18 protein-coding genes and 1 tRNA gene are annotated in these 19972 nt (G+C 51.3%); 8 read left to right on the top strand and 11 right to left on the bottom strand.

Annotation, left to right across the window (positions count from 1 at the left end; all coding sequences use genetic code 11):
* Positions 1-195 precede the first annotated feature (195 nt).
* Positions 196-1401: a phosphoribosylamine--glycine ligase gene (purD, locus tag EA408_03030; GenBank protein TVR74314.1), complete on the top strand. Its 1206-nt coding sequence runs from the start codon at positions 196-198 to the stop codon at positions 1399-1401.
* The gene (locus tag EA408_03025) at positions 1355-2416 is read left to right on the top strand and encodes a hypothetical protein (protein TVR74310.1); all 1062 of its coding nucleotides are present in this window, start codon (positions 1355-1357) and stop codon (positions 2414-2416) included. The genes purD and EA408_03025 overlap by 47 nt, the downstream gene beginning before the upstream one ends.
* Before the next feature lie 119 nt (positions 2417-2535).
* On the opposite strand, the gene EA408_03020 is transcribed toward EA408_03025, so the two are convergent.
* From EA408_03020 to EA408_03010, 3 genes are all read right to left on the bottom strand, one after another.
* A complete protein-coding gene (locus EA408_03020; GenBank protein TVR74309.1) occupies positions 2536-2970 on the bottom strand; it encodes a hypothetical protein in 435 nt (144 codons plus the stop codon).
* 27 nt (positions 2971-2997) lie between these two features.
* Positions 2998-3921, bottom strand: a complete 924-nt coding sequence (locus EA408_03015; GenBank protein ID TVR74308.1) for a hypothetical protein — start codon at positions 3919-3921, stop codon at positions 2998-3000.
* An 84-nt stretch (positions 3922-4005) separates the two neighbouring features.
* Complete coding sequence (locus EA408_03010) at positions 4006-5100, bottom strand: UPF0104 family protein (protein ID TVR74307.1); 1095 nt, start codon at positions 5098-5100, stop codon at positions 4006-4008.
* 146 nt (positions 5101-5246) lie between these two features.
* Here EA408_03010 and EA408_03005 point away from each other — a divergent pair, with 146 nt between their 5' ends.
* A complete protein-coding gene (locus EA408_03005) occupies positions 5247-5987 on the top strand; it encodes a nitroreductase family protein (GenBank protein TVR74306.1) in 741 nt (246 codons plus the stop codon).
* A gap of 132 nt (positions 5988-6119) precedes the next feature.
* On the opposite strand, the gene EA408_03000 is transcribed toward EA408_03005, so the two are convergent.
* Both EA408_03000 and EA408_02995 read right to left on the bottom strand, forming a co-directional pair.
* The gene (locus tag EA408_03000) at positions 6120-6743 is read right to left on the bottom strand and encodes a hemolysin D (GenBank protein TVR74313.1); all 624 of its coding nucleotides are present in this window, start codon (positions 6741-6743) and stop codon (positions 6120-6122) included.
* A 120-nt stretch (positions 6744-6863) separates the two neighbouring features.
* A tRNA-Ala gene (locus tag EA408_02995) sits at positions 6864-6937 on the bottom strand.
* A 415-nt stretch (positions 6938-7352) separates the two neighbouring features.
* On the opposite strand from EA408_02995, the gene EA408_02990 reads away from it, so the two are divergent.
* From EA408_02990 to hflX, 3 genes are all read left to right on the top strand, one after another.
* Positions 7353-8042, top strand: coding sequence for an energy transducer TonB (locus EA408_02990; GenBank protein TVR74312.1), 690 nt, complete (start codon positions 7353-7355; stop codon positions 8040-8042).
* 213 nt (positions 8043-8255) lie between these two features.
* Entirely contained in the window at positions 8256-8945 is a 690-nt protein-coding gene (locus EA408_02985) for an energy transducer TonB (GenBank protein TVR74305.1), read from the top strand.
* 117 nt (positions 8946-9062) lie between these two features.
* A complete protein-coding gene (gene hflX / locus EA408_02980) occupies positions 9063-10262 on the top strand; it encodes a GTPase HflX (GenBank protein TVR74304.1) in 1200 nt (399 codons plus the stop codon).
* Positions 10263-10274: 12 nt separating this feature from the next.
* Here the strand turns inward: hflX and EA408_02975 are convergent, their stop codons facing one another.
* Positions 10275-11264, bottom strand: a complete 990-nt coding sequence (locus EA408_02975; GenBank protein TVR74303.1) for an aspartate-semialdehyde dehydrogenase — start codon at positions 11262-11264, stop codon at positions 10275-10277.
* A gap of 349 nt (positions 11265-11613) precedes the next feature.
* On the opposite strand from EA408_02975, the gene EA408_02970 reads away from it, so the two are divergent.
* Positions 11614-13623: a hypothetical protein gene (locus tag EA408_02970; GenBank protein TVR74302.1), complete on the top strand. Its 2010-nt coding sequence runs from the start codon at positions 11614-11616 to the stop codon at positions 13621-13623.
* Between the two features lie 140 nt (positions 13624-13763).
* On the opposite strand, the gene EA408_02965 is transcribed toward EA408_02970, so the two are convergent.
* The 3 genes from EA408_02965 to sppA are packed head-to-tail and all read right to left on the bottom strand — an operon-like array spanning position 13764 to position 17449.
* A complete protein-coding gene (locus EA408_02965) occupies positions 13764-14579 on the bottom strand; it encodes a purine-nucleoside phosphorylase (protein ID TVR74301.1) in 816 nt (271 codons plus the stop codon).
* Positions 14542-15645: a tetraacyldisaccharide 4'-kinase gene (gene lpxK, locus EA408_02960; GenBank protein ID TVR74300.1), complete on the bottom strand. Its 1104-nt coding sequence runs from the start codon at positions 15643-15645 to the stop codon at positions 14542-14544. Before lpxK ends, EA408_02965 begins: the two co-directional genes overlap by 38 nt.
* Before the next feature lie 34 nt (positions 15646-15679).
* Positions 15680-17449, bottom strand: coding sequence for a signal peptide peptidase SppA (gene sppA / locus EA408_02955; protein ID TVR74299.1), 1770 nt, complete (start codon positions 17447-17449; stop codon positions 15680-15682).
* Between the two features lie 387 nt (positions 17450-17836).
* Here sppA and folK point away from each other — a divergent pair, with 387 nt between their 5' ends.
* Positions 17837-18343: a 2-amino-4-hydroxy-6-hydroxymethyldihydropteridine diphosphokinase gene (gene folK, locus EA408_02950; protein TVR74311.1), complete on the top strand. Its 507-nt coding sequence runs from the start codon at positions 17837-17839 to the stop codon at positions 18341-18343.
* Here folK and EA408_02945 read toward each other — a convergent pair.
* Together EA408_02945 and radC are read right to left on the bottom strand one after the other, a co-directional pair.
* Positions 18340-18996, bottom strand: coding sequence for a uracil phosphoribosyltransferase (locus EA408_02945; GenBank protein ID TVR74298.1), 657 nt, complete (start codon positions 18994-18996; stop codon positions 18340-18342). The two genes, folK and EA408_02945, sit on opposite strands and share 4 nt — an antisense overlap.
* A gap of 132 nt (positions 18997-19128) precedes the next feature.
* Positions 19129-19833, bottom strand: a complete 705-nt coding sequence (gene radC, locus EA408_02940; GenBank protein TVR74297.1) for a DNA repair protein RadC — start codon at positions 19831-19833, stop codon at positions 19129-19131.
* Positions 19834-19972 lie beyond the last annotated feature (139 nt).

Here is a 19972-nt window from a genome sequence, read left to right as displayed (position 1 = left end):
TCTGGCGGTAAGGGAAGAGACGGAGCTGGCGGCCAGGCTGGCAGTAAGGGAGGAGACGGAGCAGACGGCAAGGCTGGCGGTAACGGAGAAGGTGGAGCTGACGGACAGGCTGGCAGCCAGGGCAGCGAAAAGAATGGAAATAAAGGTGGCGGCAACGATGTGCCAGGAACCGCGGCAAAGGAAAGGACTGCGGCAATGGAAGGGACGGGGGAGATGGCAGGACCGGCAGCCAGGAAATCAAAAAAACCTGCGAAAAGTAAGGAAAATGCAAAAAACCCCCTGGCGGGCATCACGGTGATAGGGCCCGACAGCGTGGGGGCGCTGCTGGAGGGGAGCAAGGCGTTTGCCAAGCAGTTCATGAAGAAATACGGTATCCCCACGGCAAGGTACCTGCCTGTTACGAAGGCTACAATTAGCGAGGGACTGGGTTTCATGGAGACGCTGAAGCCTCCCTATGTGCTGAAGGCTGACGGACTGGCGGCGGGTAAGGGGGTGCTGATAATCGACGACCGCCGGGAGGCTGAAAGGGAGCTGAAGGAGATGCTGGAGGGCAAGTTCGGCGATGCTAGCGCCAAAGTGGTGATCGAAGAGTTCCTCAGCGGCATCGAACTGTCGGTCTTCGTGCTGACCGACGGGAAGAACTACCTGATGCTGCCCGAGGCAAAGGACTACAAACGTATTGGTGAGAACGACACGGGTCCCAATACCGGGGGTATGGGCTCGGTATCGCCGGTGCCTTTTGCAGGCGGCGGTTTCATGAAGAAGGTGGAGGAGCGGATCATCAAACCGACTATCGGGGGACTTCAGAAGGAGGGTATTGACTACAGGGGTTTCATATTCTTCGGACTTATCAATGTTGAGGGCAATCCTTTTGTGATAGAGTACAACGTGAGGCTGGGAGACCCCGAGACGGAAGCGATAATTCCGCGAATCAAGAATGACCTGCTTGAACTGCTTGTTGCCACCGGCAAACAGGAGCTGGAACAGCACAGGATAGATATTGACCCGCGGGTGGTGGCCTCGGTAATGCTGGTTTCAGGGGGTTACCCGGGCAACTATGAAAAAGGGCTGAAAATAAGGGGCTTGAAAATGGTTGCTGCAGAAAAGGGAAAGTCCGCGCAACCGGGGAGTGAAGATACAATAGTCTTCCATGCCGGCACCAGAAAAGATAACGGCAAAGTGGTTACCAACGGCGGCAGGGTGCTGGCGGTAAGCGCGCTGGCGTCCACCATGGAAAAGGCGCTTAAAAAGGCCTACAAAACGGCTGCCGGAATATCGTTCGACAAGGTATACTACAGGAGGGACCTGGGGAAAGACCTGGAGAGTGGCGTGGAGAAAGACCCGGGGTTGGGCCTTGGGAAAGGCCCCGGGAAGAACCCTGGCAAGGGCCCTAAAGGTTAACAAGACCCCCAAAAATACCAGCCTGATGCTGCTCAGACTTCTCAAATACAACACCACCATTGGCTACCTGCTGATCCCCCTGCTGGCGGTGGCTGCATGGCTGCCTTCAATGATGTCGCCCGGATACGACCGGATGGTGTTCGACAATGCTCCCATGCCGCTGTACGGACTGCTGGCGGACTACCTGCCTCACAGTAGCCTGGCCTCGAAGATCGTTGCGCTGGTGCTCCTGACGGCTTCCGGCTTCTACCTTATAAGAATTAACAACAAATACATGCTTCTGCAGGAGCGAACTCTGCTGCCGGCTTTCCTGTTCGTGACCATAATATGCAGCATGGCCCCCCTGCACAGGCTTCATCCGGCCCTCATATCGATGATCTTTTTTGTACCGGCCATCGAAAAGCTTCTGGACTCATACAAGGCCGAGCGATTGAGCTACAACTACTTCGAGGCATCGTTCCTGATCGGCCTGGGCAGCCTGTTCTATTTCAACCTTATATGGTACATAATAATAGTATGGGTGGCGCTGCTGATCCTCAGGCCCGTGATATGGCGGGAGTGGGTTTTCAGCGTCATTGGGGCCGCAACGCCCTGGTTCTTCCTGGTGGCGGGCGACCTGCTGCTGAACGAGAGCGCGGAGTACACATGGGCCCTGGTAACAGCTAACTTCAACATGCGCGATGTGTATGACTTTGCGCACCTGCCTGAAATGATCTATTTCGGGTTCCTTCTGCTGGTGGTGCTTTTTGCCAGCAGGAAAATGGCAAGGTCGATGGGTGTGATGAAGGTGATAATACGGAAGATTTTCCTGATCTTCTTCTGGGTCTACGCTGTTGGTGCCGCTGCATACTTTCTGGTTGAAACGGCCAACATCGAGATGGTGGTGCCGGCAACACTGCCGGTGGCATTCCTGCTGAGCCATTACCTGCTCTCCTTCAGAAAAACATTCTGGCCAAACCTTATCCTGTGGTTCACCGTTGCCGGCATGGTGGTGCTGGTGTGGGGGCCGTGGTAAAGGGGGCTTGTCTGAATGCTGGTGCTGGTGTGGGGCCCCCGTTAACCCCGGCGGGATGTCACTGCCTGGCATCGGGATCAGACGGGTATGGCAGGGCGTTCACTTCCCCGAAAGGGATATCATAATCGTTTTACGTATGACAGGATGCCCACTGCCGTACCTTGCTGGCCGCCGGTGAAGGAGATGAAGATGTGGTAGATGCCGGTGCTTTGGATCTGTATGTCGAAGTAGGGGTATATCTCGCCGCTTGACTTGACATGGTTGCTGCCGATAAGGCCCCTGTTGTCGTATATCTCTATTATTCCCCTTCCGGGGGAAAACTCCGAATTGCAGATGGACAGGCGGTACTGGGTGTTCCTGTTGAGTACCATGGAGTATTTTGCCACGGGTGCGGGATGCCCGGGTTCGGCGGCTTCGAGTTCAACCTGGAAATCCCTTAAATAGGTGGCATCGCCGAGCTGTGCTGCGCAGATATCGACAAGCTGGCTGAGGGTCTGCGAGCAGAGGGGGCCAGCCACGGCAACAAATATCAATATCGCTATAAATCGTTTCATGCTTACAAGTCGGGTTTATAAATCCATTTACGGGCGAATTATTTTGTCGCGAATGTTTTCAATCCTGGTCGTTATCTGGTCAACATGTTCCTGTGCGATATTCACATAGCTCCTCTGGTTCTGGACCACCATGAGCATGCCGTCACGCTCAACGGCCTGCGGGTCATCAACCTCGTACACTATCTCCACCTTGTCAAACACTTTCTTTATCTCTTCGAGCATACTGATGAGCGATGAGAATTCACGGTGAGACCTCCGGTGTGTCCTGAGAATTATTATCAGCTCGTTGAGGATTATCTTCTGTTCTCCTATCCGATCGTGGATCTCTTCATCGGGGAGCACGGCCGCGGCGCGGGTCAGCAGGTGAAGCCCCTCGATCCAGACCCCGGCTACCAGGGCGGTGCCGAGATGAATGCGGCCGGTCTCCCTCATATGGTCGCCGGTGCGGTTGTAGCTCTGCATGAAGCTGAAGGAGAGCATGGCGGGATCGGGCTGACCGCTTGCCAGTTGCTGAATATTGTCAAAGTCGAACAGCTCTTCTGCCCCTATGCCCGCGGCTGCCCTGCTCATTACCGGTATATATCCGGGCATGTCGCCGGTTTCGCCGTACATGGCCATGTAACCCATGCCGGGCCCGAGGATGCCCAACATGATGGCATTCCCGATTTCGGTGCCGGGCTGCGGTACCTCGCTGGCGGGCAGCAGAAACCCGGATGAAAAGGGCACCCCAAGGTCACTTACCAGCGCGGGTATCTCGACGATGGAGGCAAAGCTGTATATGATCTCGCCAAGGATCTCATCAGACAGGACGAGGCTCTCGTCGGCTACCGTGATGCCGTTCACAGGCTCTGCGGCTGCATCCTTTTCCCGGTCCGTGTCAGGCTGCCTGTCATGCCGGCATGATGCGGCAAGAAAAGCGAGGAGCAGAATAAAGGAGGCCTTTTTAAGCATAGGATAATTGTTTACCGGCAAAACAAAAATAGGAATAAATTTGGATTATCCTGTAATTGTGATGTGAAAGTGATGGTTTGGGGATCAGGAGCGTTTTCTCCTGCCCGAAAAATTTCCGGCAAGCCAGCGCGGCAGCATTACTGCACCGATAAAGAGGTAGGGATAATAGCTGACAAGCCGCCAGATAAGCGCCATCACCACAGCGAAGCCTACCGGGATAAAATCACCCAGGTAACGCGAGAAGACAAACTCGGCAAATCCGCTTCCGCCGGGTGTGGGGCTCACCAGCATCATGATCCACATCACGAGCTGGCGGGCGAAGATCAGTATGTGATCCATGAAGCCATAAACTCTCACATTGATAAAGAAGGCCAGGAGGAGGAAATTAACCACCCAGTACCTTGCCGTCCACGAGAAAAAGGTTGCTGCAAAAGCCCTGAGCCAGAAACCGGCGGATTTCCTCCTGAAGGTTCTTGAGGTATTGATCAGGTCGGTGCCGGTTTCATGCATCTTGTAGCGCCACTTCCTGATCAACGGCAGGCGGAAGATCCACAGCAGCGTCCATTTGAGGCCGCGCGGATTTACAAAAAGTCCGTAAGCGACAACCAGCACAAAAATAAACTTAACAGCATAGCCTATAGTTGCGAAATAGAAAAACTCGTTTGTAAATGATACTACCTCTCCCCCCGGCTCAACACCAATGGCAAAGAGTGTGCTGCCTGTAACGAGCAGGATCAGTATGGGGAACATCAGTATAAAGTAGAGCTCATCAAGGAAGGATGTGGCCATTACCACGGCCGTGCTGCGCCCGAAACTCAGTCCCTCCCGGTGAACAAAGAATACCGCAACACCCGTCCCGCCGATGGCGCTCGGGGTTATTGCCGAAGAGAACTCCCAGAGCATGATCACATTGAAGCACTGCCTCCATGAGAAATCGCCCTCGCTCAGGATCTTCAGCCTGATGATATAACCTAAATCCCTTATTATCATCATCAGGAAGGCCACGACTATCCAGAAAACAGAATACCAGGTGAAGGTGATAATGGAGAACAGGTCAACGTCAACTTCCCGCTGCAACAGGAACACCACGACCCCGATCCCGATGATGATCGGGTAGATGATCTTGCGCACATGCTTTTTGGTTATTACCTCCCCGTTTTCTTTACTGTTTTGCGGCATTCTCTTCCTGCTGGTTTTTTCAAGATCACAAAAGTATTAAAACTCCTCGTTTTTTTTCGGGTTTTTTACCTGAAATTAAGTTAATGCTTTATATTAACAAGATACCAGCGCATGTTTAAAGTTGCAAAATTGTTATCTTAGCGTTTATGCCGATGGGCAATCCCGGGCAATTCATAAATAACCCTGCAGAGGTTTGCATTATTGCCCCGGTTTCAGGGAAGGCTGGAAGTTACACCGGCAGAGATATTGAAAATAATAAACAGCGAAGTATGGAACTTAAAAAAGTAATTGAGGGCAGATCAAGCATCAGGGTTTACAAGCAGGAGTCCGTGCCGCTTAATGACCTCAGGGAGATGGTAAGACTTGGCAGCCTGGCGCCCAGTGTGGCAAATTTTCAGCCCTGGAAATTCATAATTGTCACCAACAGGGAGCTGATGACGGATATGGCAACGCAGGTGGCCCGGAAGCTTGAGGAGATACCGGCGAACGAATCAAAGGCGGCAAAAAATGTCAGGTCGCAGGTTGAATGGTTCGCAACCTTTTTCCAGGATGCCCCGGCACTTATTGCCGTGGCCATGGAACCCTATGAATCGGTGCTGGAGAAAGGGGTTGTCATGGACCATGATGAGATAAACAGGCAGCGAAACTATCCCGACTTCCAGAGCGCCGGTGCCTGCATCCAGAATATCCTGCTGGCGGCCGTCGATATGAATTACGGGGCGTGCTGGCTCAGCGCGCCGATGATGGCCGGGGAAACCCTCAGCAAGATGCTCGGACTGGAGGAGAAATACCTGCTTGTGGCGTTTGTGGCAGTAGGCAGGCCCGATAAGGTCCCCGCCCGGAAACAGTCACGCGATATTGACGAGATGCTGAAAGTAATTGAGTAGGGGCCTGGGGGTTGCCGGGCAGCAAGGAGCAGGGGGAGCGGCAATCGTTGAGAGGGTTGTTTTGGGCCGGGGCCCGGGTGCCTGGGGGTGGATGCCCGGGGATGGGTGTCCGGGGTTTGAAGTCCGGGGCGATCAGTGAGGCAGAACGTGGTAGAAGATGGCGAAAAAGTGGCTGATGCTTCCTGCCAGCACAAACAGGTGCCATATAACGTGGTTGAACCTTTTTTGCCTGCGTATATAGAACCATACACCGGCGCTGTAAAAGACGCCGCCTGCAAGGAGCCAGTAAAGTCCGCCCGCCGGAACATTCCTGATCAGGGGGCCGATGGCGATAACGATGATCCAGCTCATGGCAACGTATATTATTGCAGATACAACTCGTAGCCTGTCGCTGTAGAAAAATAGCTTAAATATAACCCCGCCCAGAGCCAGCCCCCAGATCACCCCGAAGATCGTCCATCCCCACGGCCCCCTCATCGAGACCAGCGTAAAGGGGGTATAGGTGCCTGCAATCAGCACGTATATCGATGCGTGATCGAAAAGATTCAGAAAGTGCTTCGTCTTCTTGTCCCTGAAAGCATGATAGAGGGTTGATGCCGTGTACATCATTATAAGGCTGAACCCGTATACGGAAAAGCTCACTATTTTCCATGCATCAGGCTCCCTGATGCTTGCAAACACTACCAGCAGTACCAGTCCCGCAATACTCAGCAGAACCCCGATGCCGTGTGTCACACTGTTCAATATCTCATGCAGGTACAAAACCCATTTTCTTCTTTCCATAATCAGGCCGGGATACCCCGGAGTTATTGTGTATTGGCTTTTAATAAGACTGCCCCAATCCAGATGATTGGGGCAGTCTTGCTATCCGGTCTGTGGAGATTAGGGGAGTCGAACCCCTGACCTTTTGGCTGCCAGCCAAACGCTCTAGCCAACTGAGCTAAATCCCCGTTTTTTCGCCGTGCTAAATTAATACTTTTTTGTGTTATTCAAAAGCAGCGCTGAAAAAACTCTTAATGTAAAGTAAGTCAGCAAATTGATATCTGCCCGTGAGCGGCAGATGATGGAGTTCCAATTAACCGTGTACATCAGCTATGAGCAAAATCCATAATTTATTATAAAAATAACTAGTTTTTTAGTTGTTTAACTTATGTTTTATTACTAAGTTTGTAGTTGAAGGTGTTCATTGAAGCGGTTGGAGGTGCCCCGGCACCTATTGGTAACAGCCCGGGTTAAGTTGAAGGCGAGCCGGTTAAGGTTGAAATTGTGTGCGCACCGAATAAGGTTATGCTGGCAATTGTTGTAGGTGCCCCGGCACCGTACGGAAGAATTCCAGATGATTCAAAACATAAAAAAAACAGCGCCATGGAAACCAAAAAGTCAAAAAAAGCGGACCTGGAAAGCAGAAAAGCACTCTTTTTCCAGGCAGGCCTCGCTGCAGTACTGGCACTGCTGTTGATAGCATTTGAATGGACAACACGGGAAGTAACCACGGGATCTCTTGGCGAACTTGCCGATGTCATCATGGAGGAGGAGATCATCCCAATAACACGGCCGGAGGAGATACAGCCCCCGCCACCACCACCGCCGCCACAGGTGACCGAGGTCCTCAATATTGTCGAAGATGATGTTGATATTGACGATGAGCTCATAATTGATGATGTCGAGGGACGGGCAGACACACGAATCGATTTTTCAAATATCATTATCCAGGCAGAAGATGAGGAAGATGATCAGGATGTTTTCATAATTGTAGAAGACATGCCTGATTTCCGGGGTGGCGGACAGGAGGATTTCCGCCGTTGGATTTTCAGCAACCTGAAGTACCCGACGATCGCAGCAGAAAACGGCATCCAGGGAACTGTAACGGTAAGGTTTATTGTCAATGCCGATGGCTCTGTTTCTGATGTAACTGTAATGAGAGGGGTAGACCGGTCTCTCGATAATGAGGCTGTAAGGGTGATAAGCAGCTCCCCGGCCTGGACCCCTGGAAGGCAGAGAGGAAAGCCCGTAAGGGTTGCATTTCATTTTCCGGTAAGATTCCAGCTCGAATAGCGTATACAGAACTGCCTTTTTATTTCAGATTCCTGCCATAATATATAATAATACCACCCGTTTTTCTGTTTTTTTATTAGCTTTGCTTTGTTAATTAGCCGGTTAAATCCGGCCGTTGCAGAGAATAAACGGCAACGCAACAGAGAAAAGTTATAAATAGGTTTGAAAATAAATAGTTATTGGTTATTTTTAAGCCCTCAAAAAAATAAGAAAATGGAACTCAAGAAATCCGACAAAGCCAATCTTGAAAAGAAGAAGGGGCTGTTCCTGCAGATAGGACTGGTAACAGTTCTGGCTCTGCTGCTGATTGCATTTGAATGGACAACCCGGGAGGTAACCACAGGATCTCTTGGCGAACTTTCCGATGTCATCATGGAGGAGGAGATCATCCCCATAACACGACCCGAGGAGATACAGCCGCCACCGCCGCCACCGCCGCCACAGGTGACCGAGGTCCTAAATATTGTTGAGGATGATGTTGATATCGATGATGAATTGTTCATTGACGATGTTGAGGCCAGGGCCGATACCCGGATAGACTTCACCGGGATGGTGTTTGACGAAGAGGACGAAGCCGAAGAGCAGGAGATATTCTTCATAGTTGAAGATATGCCCGATTTCCAGGGTGGAGGCCAGGATGGATTCCGCAAATACATTGCCGAAAACCTCCGTTATCCACAGATCGCTGCGGAGAACGGTATTCAGGGAAGGGTGTTCGTGCAATTTGTGGTTAACGCCGACGGCAATGTATCGGATGCAACAGTCGTGAGGGGCGTGGACCCGTCGCTTGACAGGGAAGCAGTAAGGGTGGTAATGTCATCACCGCGCTGGACCCCTGGAAGGCAGCGAGGAGAACCCGTACGAGTAGCATTTACTTTCCCGATCAACTTTGTTCTGCAATAAGCCGGGAAATATTATAAAAGATAACAAAAGACCCTGATGTGACATCAGGGTCTTTTTGGCTTTAACAGCCGGGCAATCCGGCAGGTAAACCGACACAGATTATAACAGATATTCTTAATGATAGAAAACGTTACAACCGAAGTTAAAGAACAAAAAGCTGTACTGATAGGTGTTATAAACCAGCACCAGACCAATGCAGAGGTTGAGGAATACCTCAACGAACTTGCATTCCTTGCAGAGACTGCGGGCGCTGTGCCTGTTGAAAGGTTTTTTCAGCGTGTTGAGACACCAAACCCGGGCACCTACATCGGATCGGGCAAGCTCTCCGAGATCCAGAATTTTGTAAAGCAGCACAAGGTCGATATGGCAATATTCGATGATGAGCTGTCAGCGTCCCAGTTCAGAAACATTGAAAAGATACTGGGATGCCGGGTAATTGACCGGACCAATCTCATACTGGATATTTTTGCCAGGCGCGCCAAAACAGCGCATGCACGAACCCAGGTGGAACTGGCACAATACCAGTATCTTTTGCCCAGACTAGCTGGGCTGTGGACGCACCTTGAGAGACAGAGAGGTGGTATCGGACTGCGCGGGCCTGGTGAAACAGAGATTGAGACTGACCGCAGGATAGTAAGGGATAAAATTGCAAAACTCCAGGAGAGGCTTGAGAAGATAGACAAACAGAAAGCAACACAAAGGAAGAACAGGGGAAAACTGGTGAGAGTTTCGCTCGTGGGCTATACCAACGTGGGAAAGTCAACCATCATGAACCTCCTGAGCAAATCTGACGTTTTTGCCGAGGACAAACTGTTTGCCACACTCGACACAACCGTAAGGAAAGTGGTGATCGGGAACCTCCCCTTCCTTCTTTCAGATACAGTTGGCTTTATCAGGAAACTGCCACACCAGCTCGTCGAGTCCTTCAAGTCGACGCTCGATGAGGTGAGGGAATCTGATATACTGCTGCATGTGGTTGACATATCACACCCCGGATTTGAGGAGCAGATCAATATCGTGAACCAGACCCTTCACGAGATGAACGTGAATGATAAACCGGTTTACCTTGTCTTTAATAAAATTGACCGCTACAACCACATCGCCAGGGATGAGGATGACCTGACGCCGCCAGCCAGGGAAAACATCAGCCTTGATGAGCTGAAGCTTACATGGATGGCCAGGAACAATGATCCCTGCATTTTTATCTCCGCAAAGGACAAGGTTAACATTGACGGCTTCAGGGAATTGATTTACGGTAAGGTTAGGGAGCTGCACGAGAAAAGGTACCCCTACAACGATTTTCTTTACCCCGGTTAACCGCCACGCTATTTAAAGAAGACCCTTCCTCAGCATATACTCAGCTATCTGGATAGTATTAGTGGCCGCACCTTTTCTCAGGTTATCGGCAACTATCCACATGTTGAGGGACCTCTCGGCCGACTCGTCCCTCCTGATCCTGCCAACAAAGACCTCATCCCTGTCACTGCTCATTAATGGCATCGGGTATTTGCCTGCTGACGGGTCGTCTATCACCACAACACCGGGCTCACTGTCAAGCAGTGCCCTCACCCGGTCAGTGTCGAAATCCTTTTTGAACTGAACGGTAACCGACTCGGAGTGGCCGCCGACAACCGGAACCCTTACCGCTGTTGCAGTCACGGCAATGCTTTCGTCTCCGAATATTTTCCTGGTTTCATTGACCAGCTTCATCTCTTCTTTCGTGTAACCGTTAGGCAGGAACACATCGCATTGTGGTATGCAGTTCCGGTCGATCGGGTGACTGTAGGCCATATCACCTTCAATACCTTTCCTTTCATTCTCAAGCTGCATGACAGCCTTTATACCTGTACCGGTAACACTCTGGTATGTTGATACGACTATTCTCTGCAGGCCGTATTCCCTGTGAAGGGGTGCCAGGGCCATAACCATCTGTATGGTCGAACAGTTCGGGTTTGCTATAAGCATGTCGCCCCCGGCAATCACCTCCCCGTTAACCTCGGGCACTACCAGTGGTACCGAGGGGTCCATCCTCCATGCCGAACTGTTGTCAATCACCACCGTTCCGGCTTCAGTAAACTTCCGGGCCCACTGCAGGGAAGTTTCCCCGCCCGCTGAAAAAAGCGCAATATCCGGTTTAAGTGAAAGGGCCTCTTCGAGAGTTATCACTACTATATCCTGGCCTGCATACCTGATCTTCTTTCCTGCGGATCTTTCAGACGCAACAGGGATCAGCATCTGGAGGGGGAATTTCCTCTCCTCAAGCACTTTCAGCATAACACCGCCAACCAGTCCGGTAGCGCCGGCAACAGCAACTCTCATAACATTGTTTTTAAATGTAACATCTTTTTGCACCGGCTTGCTGACCGGGGCAATAAATTAATCAACAGTTTGCAAAAATAATCCTTCCGTCTGAAAAAGTGCAGGTCGGCAATCAGATTTGCTATAAGAAGAGAACAATTCAACACTTTTTAACATTTTGTAGTATTTTAATTCATTTTGTTAATTAATAAACTACCCTGGAACAGGGCCCCGAAGCATTACAAGGTATTTGTTGTTTCCGATCCGGAGGTCCGGGGTATTTAACCACTTTAAGAATAATCATCCTGATATTTTGATTTTATCCTGTTTTTCGCTAACTTATATAAAGAACTGACAAACAGGATTGAAAATGAAAATGCGCGCATATACTATTGCGTTCCTGGCCTCAGTTGCAGCCTCAGGCTTCCTGCCGCTGGGAGGACAGCAGATGGAATCATCTGCGGCAGCCTCAGGCATCCTGCCCCTGGGAGGACAGCAGATGGAATCATCTGCGGCAGCCTCAGGCTTCCTGCCGCTGGGAGGACAGCAGATGGAATCATCTGCGGCAGCCTCAGGCATCCTGCCCCTGGGAGGACAGCAGATGGAATCATCTGCGGCAGCCTCAGGCTTCCTGCCGCTGGGAGGACAGCAGATGGAATCATCTGCGGCAGCCTCAGGCATCCTGCCCCTGGGCGGGCAGCCAATCAAATCAACGGTAAATGCCGAACCCTTCGACGTGGTAATAAATGAGCTCATGGTCAGGCCTGCACCGGTCCGTTACCTGCCCGATGCAGAATATATAGAACTTTTCAACCGGTCGGCCAAATCACTTAACCTGAAAGGGTGGACCGTGCATGTGGGCAACAGATACAGGTCACTGCCTGACATAACCATTCTGCCGGGCGGCTTCCTGCTTCTCACCCATGAAAAAAACGAAGAGCTTCTTGAAAAATATGGTGATGTTGTTGCTATCCCGGGTTTCCCGGTACTTGCAATGGGTGGCCAGACAGTTGTTCTGAGAAATGAAACCGGGATGGTCATATCTGCCGTCAATTATTCAGATACGTGGTACGGGAGCTCCTTCAAGTCCGCCGGCGGCTGGTCGCTCGAGCAGAAAGACCCGTTCAACCCCTGCGGCGGGGCGGCCAACTGGACTGCATCACAGTCCATCTCAGGAGGCACCCCCGGAAGGCCCAATTCGGTGCTGAAAAGCAACCCCGACACTGTTCCGCCCGCCCTGCTCCGCGCAACAGTCAGCACCAGCGGCAGCATAAGACTTCATTTCAGCGAACCGATGCACCCGTCTTCGGGCTGGTCTCCCTACTCCTACAATATTGAAGGTGCCGGGAGGCCGCTTGCTGTGATCCCGTCAGCCCCCCTGTTCATGGAAACCGACCTTTTCTTCAATCATGACTTCGGGCCAGGGAAAGATTATTATGTTGAAATCTCGGCCGAACTGTATGACTGTGCAGGGAATTTTACAGGCGACGGGAACCGGACAGCAAGATTCATGGTTGCCGAAGCGCCGGGCCCCGGAGACATCATCATTAACGAGGTTCTTTTCAACCCATTGCCGGGAGGAGCAAGGTTCATTGAGCTCTATAACCGCTCCGCCAGGACTTTCGACCTCCGGCACATCCTCATTACCGACATCGTGAACGGGAAACCCGGCACAGCCAGGGTGGCAGCGCCAGGGGGATACCTGCTCTTCGCCGGCGAGTTTGCCGTGCTCACGACCGATCCTGAAAATGTAAAAATGCATTACCTTGCCGCCGGCCCTGATAAATTCATCATGGTGGAACGTTTGCCGCCCATGAACAATGCCGGCGGACGCCTGGCCATAACAGATCTCAATTTCAATATTATTGACGAGATGGCCTACTCAGCCTCGATGCACTCACCTGCACTGGCAGATGATAAAGGCGTTTCCCTTGAACGGATAAGCTGCAGCAGGCCCTCATCAGACCCCACAAACTGGCTCAGCGCAAGCAGAAGTTCAGGATATGCCACCCCTGGTTACAGAAACTCCCAGTTCTCTGACAACCAAAAAAGAAACCCGGGAAGGCTTTCGGTCGATCCAGACATTTTCAGTCCCGACAACAGCGGATACAACGATGTGGTAAACATCCATTACGAGCTTGACAAGCCCGGCTATACCGCCAACATCACTATTTTCGACTCACGGGGAAGAAGGATCAGGCGGCTGGCGAACAATCACATACTTGGCTCATCGGGCACATATTCATGGGATGGACGCAACGATGCCAACATGCTTTCAAAGCTGGGCATATACCTTATATATATGGAACTGTTTCACCCCGACGGTGATACTGGCAGCCACAGGCAAACAGTTGTCCTTGCAGGCAGGTTCAGGGAATAACCCCCGGTACCAGTCCGGTCCCGGGCCGCCCACGAAGTGGCACCGGACAGCGAATGTTCTACGGGCAGGGCGGGCAAGCCGACAGGAATACCGGCAGGGCGGGCAAGCCGGCAGGAACACCAACTTCAGCCCCCACATTCTCAGCACTGCAACCTCTGCAGCAGATCCTTCATTATAAGTGTCATCTTGGGTTCAGCAATCTCAGCAGCCTCCTGCACATCCTCATGCGTCACCTTTACAATGCGTCCGGGAACACCCAGGTCAGTTATGATCGAGATGGCGAAACATGGCAACCCCATCTGCCGGGCAACGATGATCTCAGGAACGGTTGACATCCCAACGGTATCACCTCCGATAATCCTGAAGTACTGGTACTCTTTGGGCGTTTCGAGTGTGGGGCCGGTAACGCCAACATAGCAGCCCTGGTGGGCCCTTATATTGTGACGGCGCGCAATCGACAGCGCCTTTGTGATCATCTCGTGGTCATAAGGCTCGCTCATGTCAGGAAAGCGCGGGCCAAAATCCTCTTCATTCTTGCCTATCAGCGGATTGGGCTGCAGGTTAATATGATCGTTCAGTATCATAAGGTCGCCGATCTCATAATCGGGGTTCACCCCCCCGCTCGCATTCGAGACCATCAGCGTCTTGATACCCAAGTACTTCAGCACCCGCACAGGATAGGTGACCTCCTCCATTGTATAGCCTTCATAATAGTGAAAGCGGCCCTGCATTGCTACCACCTTCTTCCCTGCCAGCATACCGAAAATGAGCCTCCCTTTGTGGCCTTCGACTGTCGACACCGGAAAATGCGGAATATCCTCATAATCAAGCTTATGAAGCATGTCTATCTCATGTACAAGTCCCCCGAGCCCGGTCCCCAGGATAATCCCTATTTCCGGTTCATAAGGCGCTTTATCCTTAACAAAGGATATGGTCTCGTTTATTTTTTCCAACATAGTCAATGATTTTTTTGTTAAAAGACTCCCCGCAACCATCTATAAACTTCACGCTAACAGGGATATAATACATATTTCTTTTCAGTTCATCATCCAGTCCGGTTGTCTGTCTCAGCCTTGCCGCATCTTTTTCTGTGGTTATCAGCATCCTGAGGTTTTCCCCGGGCGAATTCCACGCATCCTTTATCCGGGCTACATCCTTTCTGCCAAACCTGTGGTGGTCCGGGAACCTCAACTGGCGAATTCTTGGTGAGATGCTCCTGAGATGCTTCCTGAGTGGCCGCGGCGAAACTATCCCGGTAACCATCAGAATGCCGTACTTTTCTGACCTTATTATTTCCCTTTCGGGGAAGGGTACGGTCTCGCTGAATACCGGCCGGGGATCGCCATATGAAAAGGTTGTAAAAAAGAGAGACTGCCACGGGAAAAGTTTCAGATCGGTCATTATGATCCGTCTCTCTATCGGCTTTATGTCAGGGGGGCATTTGGTAACGATAACCGTTGTGGCACGTTCCTTCGCACTCACGAACTCGCGCAGGCTGCCGGCGGGAAGCAGCATATCATCCTTCAGTGGCCGGCTGTAATCTGTCAGCAGAACCGAAATGCCCGGCCTGACCCACCTGTGCTGAAACGCATCATCAAGCAGCACTGCCTGGATCCTGCCTTTGCACCGGCACAGCTTTTGAATACCCCTTACCCTGTTGCCGTCTACCGCCACCGTAACATCGGGGTACTTCCTTTTGATCTGCAGAGGTTCGTCGCCCACCTCTTCAACATGCGACTCAGTGGAAACCACGGCAAATCCCCTTGTCTTCCGCTTGTATCCCCTGCTGAGGACTGCCACGTTGAATTTGTCCCTGAGAAGGGCAGCCAGGTATTCAACATGCGGCGTCTTCCCGGTTCCGCCCACTGTGATGTTGCCCACCGAAATTACCGGTAATGGAAACTCGCGCCCCCTGAAGATACCCCATTTGAAAAAGGTATTCCTTAAAAGGACTCCGGCACCGTAAATCGCCGACAACGGCGAAAGAAGAACTTTCAAAGCAGGTTGCAACGGGTATTGCATACATTATATATTTAAGCCTCCGCGGCTTTTGTTATCAGTACACCACCATGTCGAAAGGCATCCGGGCCTGGATACCCTGTTGTTCAAGAGCAGTACGCAATGTCTCCATATGCCGTGACATTGATCCCGGCAAATCTCCGGCAAGCCTCATCATTACAGAGCCGCCCAGGTTTTTGAGCAGCTCCTCGAAAGGATCTTTCTGCGTGGGAAGTGAAAGAACCCGGTAATACTCAAGGCCCGCCTCTTCAACAGCTATCTCCACCGCCCGTGTAAGTCCCCCAAACTCATCTACCAGTCCGAGTTCCCTGGCATCATAGCCGCTCCATACGCGGCCCTGCCCTATCTCGTCAACCCGGCCGGCATCGATCCCCCGGCCTTCTGCAACCCTTTGCGTGAAAACCCGGTAAACTTCCTCCACGCCCTGCTGCAGTATCTCCCTCTCACCGGGTGTGAGGGGACGGTATAGACTCCCCATATCGGCAAACTCATTGGTCTTGGCAACATCTACGGTAATACCGAGCTTGTCGTTCAAAAATCCGCTGGCATCAGGCAGCATTCCGAATACCCCTATCGATCCGGTGATGGTATGCGGATTCGCAACAATTTTGGTCGCCGGCGCGGCAATATAGTAACCTCCCGATGCGGCAAGATCACCCATCGATACTATTACCGGCTTCTCGTTTGCAGCCAGCTCAACCTCCCTCCATATAACCTCTGAGTCAAGCGCGCTGCCGCCGGGTGAATTGACCCTGAAAACTATCGCCTTTACCGTGGTGTCCTTTCTGGCCTCACGCAGCGCCCTGGAGATCCTGACCGAACCTATCGACAGTTCAGAGCCCTCTCCGGGGCCAATGGCCCCTTCAGCAAAGACTATTGCCAGCTTTTCACGCGGCAGTCCCCTGCCCTCGCGTTTTTTTGGTACCCTGGTATACTGTGCAATGCTAACCGACTTAATATCATCATCCTCCTCAAGTCCGGCCAGCTCCCTGAGCCTGGAAAGCACCTGGTCCCTGTACAACAGTTCATCTACAAGTCCGTGCTCCAAAGCAGTTTCCGAACTCCGGACAAGCGCACGATCGGCTATCTCGTCAAGCCTGGCGACAGGAATTTCCCTGGTACGGGAAACACCTTCAAGAATTACATTCCAGATAGACGAAAGGTATGTATTAACCTGCTCCCTGTTCTCATCGCTCATGCGGTCGTACATGAAGGGCTCGACAGCCGATTTGAACTCACCGTGCCTGATGATCTGCGGCTCAATTCCCAGTTTTTCCAGCGCCCCCTTGAAGAACATTATCTCCGAACGCAGTCCGGCCCACATCACCTGCCCGGTAGGTGTCATGTAAACATGGTCGGCCACCGAGGCAAGGTAATAGGCGGCCTGGGTATAGTAGTCGGCATAGGCAAGAATGAATTTGCCCGACTCCCTGAAATCCTCCAGCGCATCCCTTATCTCGCCAAGAGTTGATATGCCGGCCTGGGGGAATGATATCTCTATGAATATCCCCTCTATATTATCATCGTTTTTCGCCTTTTCAATATTTTCGAGAATGTCGTATAGTCCGGTCCGCGAAACAGGCCTCATATTGAGGTAATCAAACCCGTCAAAGGGGTTCTTTGAGGCCCTGTCAACAACCGGCTGGTCAAGTTTCATGTGAAGCACCGTGTTTGAACTGACCTCAACTGGCTTATCGGCCGAAGAGATCATTACGCCTATTATCCCCAGGAAGATGAAAAAAATGAACATAAGTGCAATAAAAACACCGAGGACTGAGGCCAGAAGAAACTTAAAAAAGCTTTTCATAAGTTAAGAGTTAAATTAGAAAATTAACGGTCGGTCAACAACCGCAATATGCGCCGGTAAAACACTCCTTTGTGCCGGCAACCCATGGTAATTGCCCCGGCAACCTATTGTAATGTGTCGACAACCCATGGTAATTGCGCCGGCAGTATCTGTAAGTTACAATTGCATAAAAATATAACAAAAAAACCATTTGAATCATGTTTGCTCTCATCATTTTTCAATCAGTATCCTTCTTTGAGTGCCTCCCATCGATCATTTTACCAATTGCAGTCCCGGGCCTGCAGTATCACCTGTCCAAAAGCTTATGCTGATAGCATGAATCAGAAGACTGTTTTTATCAATCACCCGGCATTTGTATTTTTAAGCTGGCAGGTGTATATTTGGAGCATGGGAGGAATTTACCTTTTGGTAGGGGGAAATGTGGGTGACAGGATCAGTTACCTTAACATGGCCGCTGAAAAGATTGCCCTGCTGATCGGGAAGGTCACGGCAAGCTCCTCGGTCTGGGAGACCGAGCCATGGGGCTTTGAAGACGACACCCCTTTCCTGAACCGTCTTCATGTTACCGACACACGGCTTGAGCCCCATGTGCTTATGCAGACAATATCTGCCATCGAGCAAAAGCTTGGAAGAGTAAGGGACGGCAACAAATACGGCCCCAGGACAATTGATATCGATATCCTCTTTTACAATGACAGGGTAATCAGTGAACCCGGACTGGTAATTCCCCACCCCGAACTACACAATAGACGTTTCGCCCTCGAGCCGCTGGCCGAAGTAAACCCTTCTTTTATTCACCCTGTTTTGAATAAACCCATCGCCGAAATTCTTGCAGAGTGTGACGATCCGGGTAGTGTAAGGAAACTACCGGCAGGTGAACCTGAAAAGCATTAATCCCCTGATTTATCGCCGAACGCCAGATCTCCCGCATCACCAAGTCCCGGAACGATATAGCCTTTCACGGTCAGTTCATCATCAACCGCTCCCACCCAGATTGTAATTTTTCTTGATGGCAGGTGCTTCCTCACATAGGCTAACCCTTCGCGGCTGGCTATGATCGACACAATATGGGTGTGGCCGGGGATACCCCTTGAAAGCAGCGCCTTGTAGGCAAGCACGATTGATGAGCCAGAGGCCAGCATAGGATCACTAAGTATTAAAACCTTTCCGTCAAGATCGGGCGACGACATATGCTCGAACTTGATATCAAAGGTTCCGTCCTTATGGTATTTGCGGTAGGCCGAAACGAATGCATTCCCGGAATTGTCGAAATAGTTCAGGAAGCCCTGCTGGAAAGGCAGACCGGCACGCATTATTGTGGCAAGTACGGGACTCTCTTCCGGCAGGTTCATGCAGGCTACTCCCAGCGGCGTATGGACATCAGTCTTTTTATAAGGGATCTGTTTACTTATCTCGTAGGCAAATACCTCGCCTATCCTCTCCAGGTTCCTGCGAAAGCGCAGCCTGTCCTTCTGGACCCTTTCATCACGTACCTCAGCAATGAACTGGCTGAGCAGTGAATTGTTTTCGCCAAGATTTATAAGCATAGCAACCGTTTTAGCAATTCAAATATACATGAATTTTGCATCATATGAATATCCCATGAAATCCAAGACTTGCATGCAAAATCGACGAAGTCAATTTTTTAGCATCCGGAGTAGCTAAACCTGTCGTGGAGCTTATCCGCTGTTCAGGATCCCCTCGTCGGCAAAGCTGAAGTAACTCCCGTCAGCAATTATCAAATGGTCGAGCACTTTTATATCCATCAGCCGGGCAGCGTCATTCATCTTCCTGGTGATCTCCATGTCGGCCCGGCTTGGCTTCAGGTTGCCCGAGGGATGGTTATGACAAAGGACCAGTGATGATGCTGAATGGAGAATCGCATTCTTCAGTATCATCCTGATGTCGGTAACGGTCCCTGATATGCCTCCCTGACTGGTACGCAATGTCTCTATAAGACGGTTTGAACGGTTCAGCAACAGGATCCAGAACTCCTCATGTCCGATGTCGCCAACCATCGGTTGCATGATCATATAGGCATCCCGGCTTGAACTCACGGTAGGGCGAACCTCCACATGCTCCTCTCTCCGGCGCCGGCCGAGTTCGAGGGCAGCAGCTATTGCAACCGCTTTAGCAGTACCGATGCCCCTGAACTGCATCAGTTCGCGCACCGACTGTTTCCCCAGCCTGTTAAGGCTGTTCTCAAAAGAGCCAAGCATGCGCCGTGCCAGTCCCACCGCAGTCTCCTCACGGTTACCCGAACCTATGAGCAGAGCTATCAGCTCGGCATCGCTCAGCAGCGCACTGCCTCCGGCCAGCAGCTTTTCCCGGGGCCTGTCACCCTCGGCCCAGTCCCTTATACTGATCTTTTTTCTCTCATCCATTTTGTAACCAGTATTGATTATAATTAAGTTACAAAAAACTGCGATAAGAGACAAGAGACAACAGGAAAAACTTTACAAAATTAAGACCTCCCGATGGGCCCGGGGGTGAACACGGGAGCCGTGGGTCTGTGGCCGGGGG

This window comes from Marinilabiliales bacterium, assembly GCA_007695015.1.
In the GTDB taxonomy this organism is placed as follows: Bacteria; Bacteroidota; Bacteroidia; order Bacteroidales; family PUMT01; genus PXAP01.
The sequence above is the reverse complement of the archived record's forward strand: the minus strand, read 5'-3'. Positions and strand labels throughout refer to the sequence as shown.